This is a genomic window from Corynebacterium sp. 32222D000AT, from assembly GCF_053546955.1.
Map to the genome: position 1 here is coordinate 23,351 of NZ_JBPPVW010000015.1, position 16,370 is coordinate 39,720.

Here is a 16,370-nt window from a genome sequence, read left to right on the forward strand (position 1 = left end):
AGCCCAGTGGACCCAAGCTGCCCCGAACAGTCCTCAGCAGCCCCGGGCAGCTCCGAACAGCCCCGAGGAGCCTCAAGAGCCCAGGCACGCGTGAATCCCCGCCAGGACACACGGGCGTGCCCTTGGCAGGGGAGGGTGAACAGGGACAACATCTTAACTAAACAAAGGAGCCTGGCTGTGCGACTTTGGCGGGGGATCCTCGGCGCCGGGGCTAGCCCCTGCGGTTGGTGCCCCGCGGTGGCGGACCTTATGGCCGCACGATTGCTGGGCCGCGGGCGATTCGTTGAACCGCAGCGGTTGTCCCGGCCCGGCCCGGTGGCCGGTGCGCCCGGTATCGGGGGACCTGTCGGCGTGGCCCATGTTGTTGGCACCATCCCGGAAGTCGTTGTTATCCACGTGATGGCGCCGGCACCGGAGCGTGAGGTTGGAAATATCGGTATCTCCTCCCAAAGCCCAGGCGATGACGTGGTGGACGTCGCAGTCAATCCAGGCCCGGTTGCAGTCCGGGTGGGTGCACACCAGCTCGGAGGCGGCCAGGGCAATCTTTTGCCAGAGGCTCGCCGTGCGCTTATTGCGCGCTAGCTCGAGCGGGAAGCCGTGGGGGTCGAGGACGCAGAGGAAGTCGTGCTCAGCCAGCCCCATCCGGAGAAGGTCGAGCGGGCTGACCGAGATTCCCGCGGTGGTGGGGAAGCGGCTGTCGCCGGTCATGTTCTCGAGGTCGTCCATGGTGAGGGTGACCAGAAGGCCCGCCGCACCACCGGTGGACTGGTCCTTGGAGGATAGGTACCGCCGGCAGATATAGCGCAGGTGGTCCACGTTGCGTTCTTGGAAGCTGCGCTTGTCTTCCTGGTCCAGCCCGCTTTCCTTCAAAGCGGCGTTATCCGCGTTGCGGGCGTTCGCCAGGGCGCTCTTGACGAGCGCGGCGGTGGCGGGGTCCAGGTAGCCGCGGACGTGCACGCCGCCGTCGGCGTCCGGGTTGGACAGGGATAGCCGGCGCTTCTTGTAGGCTGCGTCCTTGTCCTTGGTGCCTTCCGGGGTGCGGGCGGCCAGGTTGGCGTTCTTAATCTGCTTGCGCAGCCAGTCCCGCAGCGTGTGCAGCGAGGTATCTTTTGCCTTTTCCAGGGCCTGCTCGCGCAGCTGCTTGCGGCCCGGGGTGGCGTGCTGATTGAGGTGCTTGAGCTCCGACTCAATCATCGCCAGCACCTTGGCGCTGGTGGTTTGGCCGTCCTCCAGGAGGCGCTTGCGGCGACGCTCCTCAGCTTCCTTTTCCGCCTGTGCGCGGCGCTGCGCTTCCGCGTCGGCGGCCTGCTGGCGGGCGCGCTCCTCATCGCTGACAGCCTGGGCGTCGTCGGGCAGGGGAGTCGGTTCCGGGGCGGGCGCGGCCTCCTCGAGAGGGCTGAACAGATCGCGGCCGGTCTCGAGACGCTCCCGGGCGGTGGCAAAATCCAGGCCGAGGCGTGCCATGAGGTAGTCGATGGCCTTGGATGAGCCGACCTGGCGGCCGGCGTCGTCGCGCTCGGCGAGGAAGGCGAAGGCGGCATCGATGACGGTCTTGTTGTTGAAGGCGTATTCGAAGGCCTCGAAGCCGCGGTGAAGGCGTCCAAAGGACAGGTCTTCGGGTTTCTTCATCAGGGAGCGTAACCGCTCCATGGAGCCAGAGATTTCTTTGAGCGTTGCTAGGATTTCGTCGTGCTGGTCAGTCATGGCGGTCACCCCCTAAGGAACCGTCGTATAGAACCTTTGTTCGCTTACGTGTTCTAGTATACCGACGAAAAAGCCCGTGTCAACAGCAAAAAAGAAAATATGTTCGAATTTTCTAAAGTCCCTGTTCGCCAGAGCTGGCTTAGTTTAAGCCGAAACTAAATTAGGCCGCGAACCAAGCCAACCCAGCCAACCCAGCCAACCAAGCCAACCCAGCCAACCAAGCCAACCCAGCACCAACTACTCCGGGAACCGCGGCAACTCCCGCTCGTTCAGCCATTGGTTCCAGAGGCCCTCCACGTCCGCAACAGAAACACCGGAAGCGCCCTCTTCTGCGTCTTCTACAGCCCCCGTCAGAGCCTCCCAGAAGTCCTGCGCAACCACGTTTCCGTGCTGGTTATCGGCGAGGTAGGAGCGGACGAGGGGGAAGAAGGTGGCATCGCCAAGCAGGCGCCGCAGGGAGTGGACGAACAGGGCGCCGCGCTTGTAGACGCGGTCATCGAACATGTCGCGGGTGCCGGGGTCGCCCAGCAGGAGGTCGTGGGGCTTGCGGGAGAGGACCGAGTAGTGGGAGTGGGCGGCATCGTGGGCCCTGGCCTGGCCGGTGTGCTCGCCCCAGAGCCATTCGCAGTAGCAGGCGAAACCCTCGTTGAGCCAGATGTCCTGCCAGCGGCTAAGGCCCACGGCGTTGCCGAACCACTGGTGGGAAAGCTCGTGGAAGATGAGCCGCTCGAAGGCGTGGTCGCCGCGCACGTGGTTGGAGCCAAAGATGGAAATGCCCTGCGCCTCCAGCGGGATTTCCAGCTCGTCTTCGGTCACGACCACGCGGTAGTCGGGGAAGGGGTACGGCCCGAAGGTCTCGGCCAGGAAATCGAGCATCTCCTGCTGGCGGCCGAATTCCTCGGTCACCTGTTCACGCAGGTCGGCGGGCGCGTACGCCACGGTGTTGGGGCCTAGGCGGAACTCGCTGAACTCGCCCACCTGCACCGTCGCCAGGTAGGTCGCCATGGGCTTATCGATGCGGTAGTGCCACGCCGTCCGCGACGACCCCGCCGTGGCCTTGTCGACCAGCGTGCCGTTGGCGACGATGGTGAAGGGATCGTCGGCCGTGATGGCGAGGTCGAAGGTGGCCTTCTGGCTCGGGTGATCGTCGCACGGGAACCAGCTCGGCGCCCCGTTGGGCTGGCTGGCGACCAGGGAACCGGATTCGGTTTCCTCCCAACCGATTTCACCCCAGGGGCTGGCGATGGGCCGCGGGTTGCCGCCGTAGCGGATGGCCAGCGTGATTTCTGCCCCCGATGCCACCGGCTCCGCGAACGAAATTCGCAGCTTGCCGCCCGAGGTCTTAAAGCGGGCCACCCGCGGGCCCCCGGGGCAGCTAACGCGGCGCACCGCCATCGCGGGGCCTAGGTCGAGCTGCAGGGCGTTCAGGTCTTCCTCGCCCACCTCGATGGTCAGCGTGGCCTGCGCAGACAGCAGGTTGGGCTCGACCTTGTAGTCCAGCTCCAGCTGGTAGTGGCGCACCCGAAAGCCCAGGTTGTAGTCAACCTTGGTGTACGGGTCCCGGGTGGCGTTAGAGGCAACCCCGGCACTAGAACCAGCAACAGCAGAAAGGGCGGTAGAAGAAAGCATCATGATAGATGCTAAGTCTACCGCCCTTGCAGAAAGCCCCAGGAGCCAGTCCGAGAACCGGCGTTAAGGCCCGCGCTTAGAACGCAGCGTTAGTTGTAGAAGGCCTGCCAGAAGGTGGCCCAGGACTTCTCCAGGTCCTCGCGCCAGCCGGTCCAGTTGTGGACGCCGGCGTTGCGGAAGTTGTAGGTAGCCGGGATCTTCTGGGAGTCCAGCTTGGCCTTGAGGTTGTGGGTGCAGTGGTTGACGCCGGCCTCGATGACGCCGCCCTCGACCTGGTTGATGGCGGAGCCGACGGCGGCCTCAGCCTGGCTGGCGCCCTTGGACTGCAGGTAGCTCGGCATGGCGGTCTCATCGGCTAGGCCGGAACCGGAGGAGATGTAGAGCTTGGTGCCGCGCAGCTTCTCCGAGTTCATCAGGGCGTCGTTGTAGCGGTTGTTCGCGGAGCCCTGGCGGCCCCACATCTGCTCCGGCTGGCCGCCGCCCCGGTTGACGGTCAGGCGCAGGAACTCGTATTCCATCGGGTAAGCGGTGGCGGCGCAGCCGGCGAAGGAGCCGACGGCGTCGTAGAAACCCTGGTTGTGCTGGGCCAGCAGCAGCGAGGAGGTCGCGGACATGGACATGCCGGCGATGGCGCGCTTGTTGTTGGCCTGCAGGCGGGACTCGATCGAGCCCGGCAGCTCCTTGGTCAGGAAGGTCTCCCACTTCTGCGGGCCCTGCAGGTACTTGCCGTTCGGGGTCTGCTCCCAGTCGGTGTAGTAGGAGAAGGCGCCGGCCTGCGGGATGACCACGTTGACCTTCTTGTCGGCGTAGAAGTCGACGGTCTGGGCCTTGGACAGCCAGTCCGCGTCCTGCTCGGCGCTGCCGGCACCGTTGAGCAGGTAGATGGTGGGGCGGTTGGGCTCGCCCGCCGGGATGACGGCCAGCGGAATCTGGCGGCCATTCATGGCCGGAGAGCTAGCCTGCAGCTTGAGTACCCGGTCGTCGTCCTTGTACTGCTTGTACCACTTGGAGTTCGCGACGGCGTCGGTGACCTGCAGGTCGCTAACCTCTGAGACTGGGGCGCCGCCGTTGACGTCAGCCGGGGTCAGGGTGGCAGCGGTGGCCGCCGGGACGGCGGTGGCCGTGGCAGCCAGGGCTGCGGTGGCCAGGAGGGTACTCAGTCGCTTCATGCTAGCGCTCTCTTTCTGGTTATGTTCTTAGTTCTTTAATTCTCGCCGAAGGCCCGCTCGAAGGTCGGCCAGGACTCGCTGATGTCCTTGATCCAGCCCGGCCAGGAGTGGGTACCGGTGTTGCGGAAGTTCCAGTCCGCCGGGATGGACAGGGAGTCCATCTTGGCCTTCAGGTCGTGGGTGCAGGCGTTCATGGCCGCCTCGATGACGCCGCCCTCGATGGTGAGGGTGGAGGACCCGGCCAGCGCGGTCGACAGGTCAGCGCCCTGGTTCATCAGGTGGGAGACGGTGTCTTCCTTGCCCACCAGGCCGGAGTTGGCGGACACGTAGATCTCGTGGCCGCGGAGCTTCTCAGCGTTGGCGAGGCCGTCGTAGCGGCGGTTCTCGGCGGAGCCGCGGGCGCCCCAGATCTGCTCCGGGGTGGCGCCGCCGCGGTTGACGGTCAGGCCGACGAACTGGTGCGGCAGCACCGTCGAGGTGGCGGCGCAGCCGGAGAAGGAACCGACCGCGTCGTAGAGGTCCGGGTGCTGCTGGGCGAGCACCAGCGCGGAGGTCGCGGACATGGACATGCCGGCGATGCCGCGCTTGCCGTTACCGTTGATGGTCTGCTCCAGTGCGCCCGGCAGCTCCTGGGTCAGGAAGGTCTCCCACTTCTGCGGGCCCTTCAGGTACTTGCTGTTGGGGTCCTTCTGCCAGTCGAAGTAGTAGGAGAAGGCGCCGGCCTGCGGGATGACCACGTTGATGCCCTTGTCGACGTAGAAGTCCACCATGTCCTGGGTGCCTTCCTTGGTCGGGTCGACATCCTTGCGGTAGGTCTGCTTGATCCACTCCATGTCTTGGTCCGCGCCGCCGGCGCCGTTGAGCAGGTACAGGGTCGGGCGGGCCTGGTCGAAGTTGCCGTCCGGGGTGATGACCGCCAGCGGGATTTCGCGCCCGCCCATAGCCGGCGAGGTGGCGTTGAAGGCCTTGACGTGCTCGCGGTTGAAGGAGCTGGCCTGGGCATAGGCCATCCACTGCTTACCGCTGGCCATCTTGGACGGGCTGATGACGCGCTTGCCCTCGGCGTTGGTGGACCATGCCGGGGCGGTCTCCTGCGCCAGGTCGATCTCCGTGATGACGGACTCGCCGGCCGCGGTCTCTGCTTCCTCGGCAGCGGCGTCGGACTGCGCGGACTCGGGAGCGTTCTCGTCGCCCAGGATGGCGTCGTCAATTGCCGGATCCTCGGCCGGCTCTTCCAGGTCGGCAACAGCCTCCGAGTCAACAGCCTCCGAATCACCAGCCTCCGGAGCAGCGGCCGGGCTATCGATGGCCGGGCTTTCGACGGCCGGCTCGTCAGCCAGGGCCGGGGAGACGCAAAGGCCAAGGGCAAGGGCGGTGGCGGCGGTGGTGCCAACCAGCGGGCGAATAATCTTCATAAGGTTAACGCTTCCTGAGAGAGGGGCCCTTTTCGCAAAGGGTAGAGAGAGTTTCCTGACTGGTTATCGTAGGCGCAAACAAAGTTGTTAGCAGCTGTCCGTCAGCTGAAATTTTTCAGCAAAACCCAGCCTAAAACAAACAACTGTCGCTCACAGTGCGAATATAGCTTAGCAGCCGGACATGAAACAGGTGGTGTGCAAGTGAAAGGTGTGTCATAATCTAGGGGGTTTCCGGCTGTCGATGCCGGCTAGCCGCCCGGAAGTTCCCCGCCGACGTAACGCGAGCTGGGAATTCTTCGTTAGAATAACCGCACCGCTTAACCGCGTTCGCGCTGTCTCTCCACCGTTTACAGAAGGGTTTTAAAAATGAACGCTTTCGACACCATCTTGGTTCAGATCAACGAATTCCTGGGCGGCCTCGTCCATGCCGGTTCCTCCACCTCGTCGACCATCGCTCTGGCCCTGGGGATGTTCTAAAGGCAAGATCCCCGGCCGAAAGGCTGGCCAGCCCCCGGTTGCCGCGCTTTGTTTGCCCCTTTGGCAGACAGCGTGGCCAAAGTTACGTATCCTGTAAGACGTGACTAATGAACATTATGACGTTGTAGTACTCGGCGCGGGCCCTGGCGGCTACGTCGCCGCCATCCGCGCAGCCCAGCTCGACAAGAAGGTAGCCGTGGTGGAGAAGCAGTACTGGGGCGGTATCTGCCTCAATGTCGGCTGCATCCCCTCCAAGGCGCTGCTGAAGAATGCCGAGGTGGCCCACACCTTCAACCACGAGGCCAAGGACTTTGGTATCTCCGGTGAGGTCTCCTTCGATTATGGGGCAGCCCACAAGCGTTCCCGCAAGGTTTCTTCGGGCATCGTCAAGGGCGTGCACTATCTGATGAAGAAGAACAAGATCACCGAGGTCAACGGCCTGGGTTCCTTTAAGGACGCCAAGACGATTGAGATCACCGAAGGTGACGACAAGGGCAAGACCCTCACCTTCGACGACTGCATCATCGCCACCGGATCCGCCGTTAAGTCCCTGCCGGGCGTTGAGATCGGGGGCAACATCGTCTCCTTCGAGGAGCAAATCCTCAAGGAAGACGCTCCCGAGTCCATGGTCATCGTGGGCGCCGGCGCCATCGGCATGGAGTTCGCTTACGTCCTGGCCAACTACGGCGTGGACGTGACCATCGTGGAATTCATGGACCGCGTCCTGCCGAACGAGGACAAGGACGCCTCCAAGGAGATCGCCAAGCAGTACAAGAAGCTGGGCGTGACCCTGAAGACCGGTTACAAGACCACCTCCATCAAGGACAACGGCGACGACGTGACCGTCGAGATCGAGTCCAAGGACGGCGAGAAGACCGAGACCCTGACCGTCGATCGCTGCATGGTCTCCATCGGCTTCGCCCCGCGCACCGAGGGCTACGGCCTGGAAAACACCGGTGTCGAGCTCACCGACCGCGGCGCCATCGCCATCGATGAGCGCATGCGCACCAACGTCGACGGCATCTACGCCATCGGCGACGTCACCGCCAAGCTGCAGCTGGCCCACGTGGCCGAGGCGCAGGGCGTGGTGGCCGCCGAGACCATCGCCGGCGCCGAGACCCAGGAGCTGGGCGACTACCAGATGATGCCGCGCGCGACCTTCTGTAACCCGCAGGTTGCTTCCTTCGGCTACACCGAGGAGGCCGCGAAGGAGAAGTTCCCGGACCGCGAGATCAAGGTCGCCAGCTTCCCGTTCTCCGCGAACGGCAAGGCCGCGGGCCTGAACGAGACCGCCGGCTTCGTCAAGCTGGTTGCTGACGCCGAGTTCGGCGAGCTGCTGGGCGGCCACATGGTCGGCGCCAACGTCTCGGAGCTCCTGCCGGAGCTGACCCTGGCCCAGCGCTTCGACCTGACCACCGAGGAAATCGGCCGCAACATCCACACGCACCCGACCCTGTCGGAGGCGATGAAGGAAGCTGCCGAGGGCATCGGCGGCCACATGATCAACCTCTAACATGATCAACCTCTAAGGAGCCTTCCTTAGGCGCCTATCCGGATTCCCTGCCCCACCCGTTGGGGGAGGGAATTTTTGCGTTTTATAGACCGAGCGGTTCGAATTTTGCTAGGCTGCACTAGACCGCTTAGTTCATGGGCGTGCCCAGGCCGGGCGCGCCGAATAACGCAAAGGACAAACGCATGAAGCTTCGCCGCATTATCGCTACCGCCACCGCCGTGGCCGTCGCCAGCACCGGGCTGGCGGCCTGCTCTAGCTCCGACGGGGAGGGCAAGGACCAGAAGATCGTCGTCGGCACCACCGATGCTGCGAAGAAGGCCTGGACCGCCTTCGAGGAGGTAGCCGAGGAGAACGGCTTCAACATCGAGGTCGAGAACTTCGAGGACTACGCCACCCCGAACGTCGCGCTGGCGCAGAGCCAGAACGACATCAACAACTTCCAGACCCTGCGCTTCCTGGCGGAGTACAACGTGGGCAACGCCGAGGATCTCGTGCCGATTGTCTCCACGGAGATCGTGCCGCTCGCGCTGTTCTGGAAGGACCACGACTCCCTGGATGGCATCGAGGGCGAGACGGTGGCCATCCCGAACGACCCGTCCAACCAGGGCCGTGCGCTCAACGTGCTGGCCGCCGCGGGCCTGGTCGAGCTGACCGTCGAGGGTAGCCTCTCGCCGACGCCGGCCGACGTCGACGAGGCCAAGTCCAAGGTCAAGGTCACCACCGTCGATGCCGCCCAGACCACCTCCGCGTGGGGCGAGGGCACCCCGGCCGTCATCAACAACTCCTTCCTGGAGCGCGCCGGCATCGACCCGACCACCGCCGTGGCCCAGGACGATCCGGCTTCCGACGAGGCCGCGCCGTACATCAACGCCTTCGTTGTGCGCGCCGAGGACAAGGACAACGAGGTCTACCGCGAGCTGGCGCAGCTGTGGCACGACCCGAAGGTCCAGGCCGCCGTCGACGAGGACTCCCAGGGTACCTCCGTCCAGGTCCAGCGCTCCTCGGAGGAGATGGACGAGGTCCTGCAGCGCGTCATGGACGAGCTCGAGGCGGAATAGCCGCACCCACCCGCTTAGTACGGCGCCACCGCCGAGCGGTGCGTGTCGATGTCCAGCGCCTCGTGGATGGGCGGGAACGCCCGTTGGGCGCAGTTGCTGCGGGGGCAGATGCGGCAGCCGGCGCCGATCGGGGTGGCGCTGGACATGTCGGATAAGTCGAGGCCGGCGGCGTAGACGGTGCGGTCGGCGTGCCGGGCCTCGCAGCCGAGCCCGATGGCGAACATCTTGTTGGTGTCGCCGTAGCGGCCCTGCAGGTACTGGACGGTCCGGGCCACCCACAGGTAGTTGCGGCCGTCCGGCATCTGCGCCAGCTGCCGGGAGATGGTGCCGGGCCGGGAGAAGGTCTCGTAGATATTCCACAGCGGGCAGGTGCCGCCGGAATTGGAAAAGTGCACTCCGGTGGCGGACTGCCGCTTGGACATGTTGCCCGCGCGGTCCACGCGCACGAAGGTAAAAGGAATGCCGCGCTGGTTGTCGCGCTGCAGGGTGGACAGCCGGGAGGCGACCGTCTCGTAGCCCACGCCGAAGGACTGGCACAAAAACTCCACATCGTAGCCGGACTTTTCGGCCTCCGCGTGGATTAAGCCGTAGGGCAGCACGGTCGCGGCCGCGAAATAGCTAGCGATGCCGCGCAGCGCCAACCGGCGCGAGGCCTGGGAGGTAAACGGCTCCTCGTCGGCGGCGTCCGTGATGAGATCGCCGGCCTCCAGGAATCCCAGCTCCGTGGCCATGCGGAAGGCGCGCTGGCCCTCGGTCAGGCGGCTGGCCAGCAGCAGGGTGCCGGCCTCCCGGTCGAGCCGGTGGAGGGTGCCGTCGAGCTGGCCGACGGTCTTGATCTCCAGGTTGTGCTTGGAGCGCAGCCGGTCGGCCAGGGCCTGCTCGGTGTCGCGGATGTGGAAGGGCTCGACGCCCAACTCGCCGGCCAGGTCCTCGGCGTGGTGGTCGAGGCCGTCGAGGTAGTTCTGGCGGGCGTAGAAGAAGTCGCGGACCTCGTCGTGGGGCATCGATAGCGCTTGCGCCGAGTCCGTGACGCGGCGCGAGTCCGTGGCCAGGGAGAGCTTGTCGCGGACGTTGCGGTAGCGCCGGTGCATGTCCACGAGCGTGCGCGCGACGGTGGGGTGGTTGTAGACCAGCTCGGACAGCTCCTGCAGCTCCACGGGGGAGGGGCAGAGCTCCTTGTCCTGGATGACGTCCTGGATTTCGGCGAGCAGCCGGGAGTCGTCATCGCGGGAGAAGAACGTGGCGTCTACGCCGAAGACCTCGGTGATGCGCAGCAGGACGGGCACCGTCAGGGGGCGCACGTCGTGCTCGATCTGGTTCACGTAGCTAGCAGACAGGCCCAGGGTGGACGCCAGGGAGGCCTGGCTGAGGTCTCTTTCGCGTCGCAGCTGCCGCAGCCGGGAGCCCACGTAAGTCTTCGTCATGACGGTTAGATTACCTCCCTGATGCCCCTATAACAGTGTTTTAGCAAATTTTGTGTGAAGGTTCTTAGCGGTGGTGTGAAAGTAGTGCTTAGGGGATAAAAGGTACGAACGTCCGGTTTTGAAAAACGCCCGATCCGGGGGCGATACCTGCGAAAGTATGACACCAATTGGGGTAAGTCATTCACCATTAACGCGCCGGGTGACCAACCTCACAAATGTCAAAATAATTACACAACACACGTGTTTTCTAATTGCGAGTTGCCAAGGTGGCGCCCCATTTCCTAAAACGCAGATTTGGACACCCTTACCTAAAGCTGGGGAATTTCGAGCAAGGCAAAATTTGCCTCCGGTCCTTTAGGCCAGCTCATAACTAGGAGAAGGGCCCATATCCTGCGTAAAGTCTAGGTTGACTATGGAGGTGTCATGACTTTGAAGAAACCTGACCGTGAGGCAATCGCTCACGGTCGTATCAGTGAAGAACCGATCCGCCAGACCCCCGGCGTCCCGTCGTGGGTTCTCAAGCTCATCATGGCGGTCAGCGGTCTCTTGTTCGCTTTGTTCGTCGTCGGCCACATGGCCGGCAACCTGAAGCTGTACATGCCCGCCCATGGCGGCGAGGAAGCCCTGGACGTCTACGGCGAGTTCCTGCGCTCCCTGGGTGAGCCGCTGCTGCCGCACGGCACGGCCCTGTGGATCATCCGCATCGTGCTCCTGGTTGCCCTGGTCGGCCACATCTACGGTGCCATCGCGCTGCACTCGCGCTCCAAGGCTTCGCGCGGCAGCTTCCGCCGCTCCAACCTGATGGGCGGCCTGGACTCTTTCGCTACCAAGTCCATGCTGGTCACCGGCATCGTGCTGCTGCTGTTCCTCATCTTCCACCTGCTGGACCTGACCATGGGCGTGGCCCCGGCCGCTCCGGACGCCTTCGTCCACGGCGCCGTCAAGGCCAACATGATTGCTACCTTCAGCCGCTGGCCCGTGACCATCTTCTACGTGCTGGCCATGTGCTGCCTGTTCCTGCACCTGACCCACGGCATCAAGCTGGCTGCGTCTGACCTGGGTATCACCGGCTACAAGTGGCGTCAGACCTTCCTGGTGCTGGCCTACCTGATTCCGGCCATCGTCTGCATTGGCAACATCGTTATGCCCCTGTCCGTCGCCTTTGGCTTCGTCAGTTAGTAACTAGGACTGATAGGAATATTTGAACCCATGACTAAAACCGAACTGAAGCGAGAGCACCCGGACTTCTCGCACCCAGAGTCCATCGTCGAGGGCGTGCGCCCCGGCAAGATCCTGGAGTCGAACGAGCCCCACGGCGTCCCGATGAAGGACATGTGGAGCTACCAGAAGGACCACATGCAGCTGGTCTCCCCGCTGAACCGCCGCAAATTCGAGGTCCTCGTGGTCGGCACCGGCCTGTCCGCCGGCGCCGCTGCGGCCTCCCTCGGCGAGCTCGGCTACAACGTGAAGGTCTTCACCTACCACGACTCCCCGCGCCGTGCACACTCCATCGCGGCCCAGGGCGGCGTGAACTCTTCGCGCTCCAAGAAGGTCGACAACGACTCGGCTTACCGCCACACCAAGGACACCGTGAAGGGCGGCGACTACCGCTGCCGCGAGTCCGACTGTTGGCGCCTGGCCTCCGAGTCCGGCCGCGTCATCGACCACATGAACGCCATCGGCGCCCCGTTCGCCCGTGAGTACGGCGGCACCCTGGCCACCCGTTCCTTCGGTGGTGTGCAGGTCTCCCGTACCTACTACACCCGTGGCCAAACGGGTCAGCAGCTGCAGCTGTCGACCACCTCGGCGCTGTACCGCCAGATCGGCCTGGGCAACGTGGAGCTGTTCTCCCACCACGATCTGCAGGACATCATCACCTACGATGACAACGGCACCAAGCGCGCCGGCGGCATCGTCACCCGTAACCTGATTACCGGCGAGCTGAAGGCCTTCACCGGCCACGCCGTCATCCTGGGTACCGGTGGCTACGGCAACGTCTTCCACATGTCCACCCTGGCGAAGAACTCGAACGCCGGCGCCATGATGCGCGCTTACGAGCAGGGCGCCTACCTGGCCTCCCCGTCGTTCATCCAGTTCCACCCGACGGGCCTGCCGGTCAACTCCGAGTGGCAGTCGAAGACCATCCTGATGTCCGAGTCGCTGCGTAACGACGGCCGCATCTGGTCCCCGAAGACCGAAGGTGATGACCGCGACCCGAACTCCATCCCGGAGGAGGAGCGCGACTACTTCCTGGAGCGCCGCTACCCGGCCTTCGGCAACCTGGTCCCGCGTGACGTGGCCTCCCGCGCCATCTCCCAGCAGATTAACGCCGGCCTCGGCGTGGGCCCGCTGAAGAACTCGGTCTACCTGGACTTCCGCGACGCCATCGAGCGCCTCGGCAAGGACAAGATCCGCGAGCGCTACTCGAACCTGATCGAGATGTACAAGGAAGCCATCGGCGAGGACGCCTACGAGACCCCGATGCGCATCGCCCCGACCTGCCACTTCACCATGGGTGGCCTGTGGAGCGACTTCAACGAGATGACCTCCATCGACGGCCTGTTCGCCGCCGGTGAGTGCTCCTGGACCTACCACGGCGCTAACCGCCTGGGCGCTAACTCGCTGCTGTCGGCTTCCGTGGATGGCTGGTTCACCCTGCCGTTCACCATCCCGAACTACCTGGCCAACCACCTCGGTGAGGACAAGCTGGCCGAGGACTCCGAGGCCGCACAGCACGCCCTGGAGCGCGCGAAGGGCCGCATCGACCGCCTGATGAACGTCCGCGGCAACGACCCGCACGGCCCGGCCTACTACCACCGCAAGCTGGGCGAGCTCCTCTACTGGGGCTGCGGCGTGTCCCGTAACGTCGAGGATCTGAAGACCACCATCGGCAAGATCCGCGAGCTGCGCGCCGAGTTCTGGGCCAACGTCCGGATCCCGGGCTCCGCCGAGGACATGAACCAGGTGCTCGAGTACGGCGCCCGCGTGGCCGACTACTTGGACCTGGGTGAGCTGATGTGCATCGACGCCCTGGACCGCGACGAGTCCTGTGGCGCGCACTTCCGCGACGATCACCTGTCCGAGGACGGCGAGGCCGAGCGCGACGACGAGCACTGGTGCTTCGTCTCCGCTTGGGAGGCGGGCGAAGGTGAGCACGAGTTCATCCGCCACGCCGAGCCCCTGTACTTTGATTCGATCCCGCTGATGACAAGGAACTACAAGTAATGAAACTGACACTTGAGATCTGGCGTCAGGCCGGACCGACCCAAGAAGGCAAGTTTGAGACGGTCCAGGTCGACGACGCTGAAGAGCAGATGTCCATCCTGGAGCTGCTGGACCACGTCAACGACGGAATCATCGAGCGCGGCGAAGAGCCGTTCGCGTTCGCTTCCGACTGCCGCGAGGGCATCTGCGGCACCTGTGGTCTGACTGTTAACGGCCGCCCGCACGGCCCGGGCCAGAACACCCCGGCTTGCCAGCAGCGCCTGTTCCAGTTCAACGACGGCGACACCCTGAAGATCGAGCCCTTCCGCTCCGCGGCCTACCCGGTCATCAAGGACATGGTGGTCGACCGCAGCGCCCTCGATCACGTGATGGAGCAGGGTGGCTACGTCTCCATGGACGCCGGCACCGCCCCGGACGCCGACACCATGCACATCAACCACGAGACCGCCGAGTACTCGCTGGACCACGCGGCCTGCATCGGCTGCGGTGCCTGCGTGGCGGCCTGCCCGAACGGCGCAGCCCACCTGTTCACCGGCGCCAAGCTGGTGCACCTGTCGCTGATGCCGCTGGGCAAGGAAGAGCGCGGTCGTCGCGCCCGCAACATGGTCGACGACCTAGAGCAGAACTTCGGCCACTGCTCGCTGTACGGCGAGTGCGCCGACGTCTGCCCGGCCGGCGTTCCGCTGACCGCGGTCTCTGCGGTCACCCGCGAACGTGCCCGTGCTGCTTTCCGCGGCAAGGACGACTAGACTATAGTCAGTAGAGAAACACCAGTAACAACCGATTCCGGCAGAAAGTTCATCCCTATGAGCACTCATTCCCAGGCAATCGCGGATCACGCGAGCGAGACCTACCCGGAGTTTTCCGGCAAGATCCAGGACAACTACATCGAGGGCTACGAGCCCATGTCGTTCGCCGCACCGCACTCTTCGCTGCTGCGCACCTCCACCTGGGTGGGCATGGGCCTCATCATGGGCATCCTGCCGGCCATCGGCATCATCACCTGGGGCCTTGGCATTTATCTGTTCCCGAACGGCACCGCCTCCGAGGCGCACGTGGACACCACCATCATCATCGGTGTGGTCCTGGCCGTCATCATCACCATCGCGGCCATCGTCTCCGTGAAGTTCGGGCGCCGCTACTACCACCAGTACCGCAAGGAAACTGGTCGCGTTAACTAGGCCAAACGCCAAGGACACAAGCCGTACCCGCTGCCTGTGGGTGCGGTTTTTTCTTGCCCTAAAGGGCTTAACGATGCCACCTCGCCCGGCCCAGCACCCCGGCGCCGGGCCCCACATGAGGCAGAATGGTGAAGAGAAAACACACTGCGCGGCGGTTAAGGAGTATTCACGTTGGGCAAGCACAGCACTGTTGCTAGCTACGAGGGGGCTAGCCTCGACGGCCAGGCGGTAGAAGCCAGCACCGGTGGCATCGCTAGCCGCCCCGTGCCGGGGCCGTCGCCGGAGGTGGAGCAGGAGCGGCGCCGCACGCTGCGGAACCACAAGATTTTCGTCACCGCGCTGCTGGGCCTGGCGGCCATCATCTTCTTCGCGTGCTCGTGGTGGCAGAACCAGCCCGGGGGCGCGCCGGTGTGGGTCGGCTACGTGCGCGCGGCCGCGGAGGCCGGCATGGTAGGCGGACTGGCGGACTGGTTCGCCGTCACGGCGCTGTTTAGGCACCCGATGGGCATTCCCATCCCGCACACGGCGCTCATCCCGCGCAAGAAGGACCAGGTGGGCGAGGCCCTGTCGGAGTTCGTCGGGGAGAACTTCCTCAACGCCGAGCTGATCACGGACAAGGTCTCCCAGGCGCAGCTGCCGGACAAGCTGGGCCGCTGGCTGTCCCAGGAGGAAAATGCCGCGAAGGTCTCCCGGGAGGCGGGCAAGCTGACGGCCAACGCCGTCCGCGCGCTGGACCCGAAGGACGCCGAGGCGCTCATCCAGTCCCAGATCCTGGACCGGCTGGCCGAGCCCGAGTGGGGCCCGCCGGCTGGGCGGCTGCTGGAAGGGCTTATCGCCGACGGTAAGGTCGAACCCGTCGTCGACGAGCTCATCGACTACGCCCACGCCAAGGTCGGCCAGATGGAAGAGCCCGTCGTGCGGCTCATCGACGAGCGCATGCCGCAGTGGGCGCCGCGCTTTGCGCGCTCGCTGGTAGGTGAGAAGGTCTACCGGGAGCTGGTCCAGTTCGCCGACGAGGTCAAGGCGGACAAGAACCACCCGGCTCGCCAGTCCATCCGCCGCAACCTGGACAAGTTCGCCGACGACCTGCAGCACGACCCGGGCATTATCCGCCGCGTGGAGGAGCTCAAGGTGGACCTGATGGGCTCGGAGCGCATGCAGCGCGCCCCGCAGGCCATCTGGCGCGAGTCGGCGGCCGCTATCATCGCGCAGGCCGAAGACCCGGACTCGATGCTGCGCGAGAAGATCCGGGACCTGTGCCTGCAGTGGGGCACCAATATCTGCGAGGACCCGCAGCTGCGCGCCAGCCTGGACCGCCGCATCAACGGCACCGCGGCCTTCCTGGCGGACAACTACTCCGGCGAGGTCACCTCGATCATCTCCGAGACCATCGAGCGCTGGGACGCGGAGGAAGCCTCCGAAAAGATTGAGCTCATGGTGGGCAAGGATCTGCAGTTCATCCGCCTGAACGGCACCATTGTCGGTGCGCTGGCCGGCTTGGTCATCTACACTGTTAATCACCTCATATTTGGCGTTTAGGGACGGTGTTCTGGGACTTCCCACTGGGCTCTCTCC

At 64.6% G+C, this 16,370-nt stretch carries 12 protein-coding genes; 7 read left to right on the top strand and 5 right to left on the bottom strand.

Going from position 1 to position 16,370, the window contains the following annotated elements:
* Nucleotides 1–153: 153 nt before the first annotated feature.
* The 4 genes from ACEE23_RS09140 to ACEE23_RS09155 all read right to left on the bottom strand — a co-directional run bounded on the left by ACEE23_RS09140 (nt 154) and on the right by ACEE23_RS09155 (nt 5,917).
* Nucleotides 154–1,704: an HNH endonuclease signature motif containing protein gene (locus ACEE23_RS09140; protein WP_368520449.1), complete on the bottom strand. Its 1,551-nt coding sequence runs from the start codon at nt 1,702–1,704 to the stop codon at nt 154–156.
* Nucleotides 1,705–1,941: 237 nt separating this feature from the next.
* Nucleotides 1,942–3,336, bottom strand: a complete 1,395-nt coding sequence (locus ACEE23_RS09145) for a M1 family metallopeptidase (protein WP_368521555.1) — start codon at nt 3,334–3,336, stop codon at nt 1,942–1,944.
* 86 nt (nt 3,337–3,422) lie between these two features.
* Nucleotides 3,423–4,502, bottom strand: coding sequence for an alpha/beta hydrolase (locus ACEE23_RS09150; RefSeq protein WP_368520447.1), 1,080 nt, complete (start codon nt 4,500–4,502; stop codon nt 3,423–3,425).
* A gap of 35 nt (nt 4,503–4,537) precedes the next feature.
* Nucleotides 4,538–5,917 carry an alpha/beta hydrolase-fold protein gene (locus ACEE23_RS09155; RefSeq protein ID WP_368520446.1) on the bottom strand — a complete coding sequence of 460 codons (1,380 nt, stop codon included), beginning with the start codon at nt 5,915–5,917 and terminating at the stop codon, nt 4,538–4,540.
* A gap of 577 nt (nt 5,918–6,494) precedes the next feature.
* Here ACEE23_RS09155 and lpdA point away from each other — a divergent pair.
* A complete protein-coding gene (lpdA, locus tag ACEE23_RS09160) occupies nt 6,495–7,907 on the top strand; it encodes a dihydrolipoyl dehydrogenase (protein ID WP_368521556.1) in 1,413 nt (470 codons plus the stop codon).
* Nucleotides 7,908–8,089: 182 nt separating this feature from the next.
* The gene (locus ACEE23_RS09165) at nt 8,090–8,965 is read left to right on the top strand and encodes a MetQ/NlpA family ABC transporter substrate-binding protein (RefSeq protein ID WP_368521557.1); all 876 of its coding nucleotides are present in this window, start codon (nt 8,090–8,092) and stop codon (nt 8,963–8,965) included.
* Between the two features lie 14 nt (nt 8,966–8,979).
* On the opposite strand, the gene ramB is transcribed toward ACEE23_RS09165, so the two are convergent.
* Nucleotides 8,980–10,389, bottom strand: coding sequence for an acetate metabolism transcriptional regulator RamB (ramB, locus tag ACEE23_RS09170; protein WP_368521558.1), 1,410 nt, complete (start codon nt 10,387–10,389; stop codon nt 8,980–8,982).
* 423 nt (nt 10,390–10,812) lie between these two features.
* Between ramB and ACEE23_RS09175 the strand changes: the two genes are divergently transcribed.
* The 5 genes from ACEE23_RS09175 (at nt 10,813) to ACEE23_RS09195 (ending at nt 16,334) form a co-directional block, all read left to right on the top strand.
* Nucleotides 10,813–11,568 carry a succinate dehydrogenase cytochrome b subunit gene (locus ACEE23_RS09175; protein ID WP_368521559.1) on the top strand — a complete coding sequence of 252 codons (756 nt, stop codon included), beginning with the start codon at nt 10,813–10,815 and terminating at the stop codon, nt 11,566–11,568.
* A 30-nt stretch (nt 11,569–11,598) separates the two neighbouring features.
* Nucleotides 11,599–13,614 (top strand): fumarate reductase/succinate dehydrogenase flavoprotein subunit, encoded by a 2,016-nt coding sequence (locus tag ACEE23_RS09180; protein ID WP_368521560.1) that lies wholly within the window; start codon nt 11,599–11,601, stop codon nt 13,612–13,614.
* Nucleotides 13,614–14,363: a succinate dehydrogenase/fumarate reductase iron-sulfur subunit gene (locus tag ACEE23_RS09185; protein ID WP_290224417.1), complete on the top strand. Its 750-nt coding sequence runs from the start codon at nt 13,614–13,616 to the stop codon at nt 14,361–14,363. The genes ACEE23_RS09180 and ACEE23_RS09185 overlap by 1 nt, the downstream gene beginning before the upstream one ends.
* 57 nt (nt 14,364–14,420) lie before the next feature.
* Nucleotides 14,421–14,795: a hypothetical protein gene (locus tag ACEE23_RS09190; RefSeq protein ID WP_368520441.1), complete on the top strand. Its 375-nt coding sequence runs from the start codon at nt 14,421–14,423 to the stop codon at nt 14,793–14,795.
* Between the two features lie 249 nt (nt 14,796–15,044).
* Nucleotides 15,045–16,334: a DUF445 domain-containing protein gene (locus tag ACEE23_RS09195; protein WP_368520593.1), complete on the top strand. Its 1,290-nt coding sequence runs from the start codon at nt 15,045–15,047 to the stop codon at nt 16,332–16,334.
* Nucleotides 16,335–16,370: the final 36 nt, after the last annotated feature.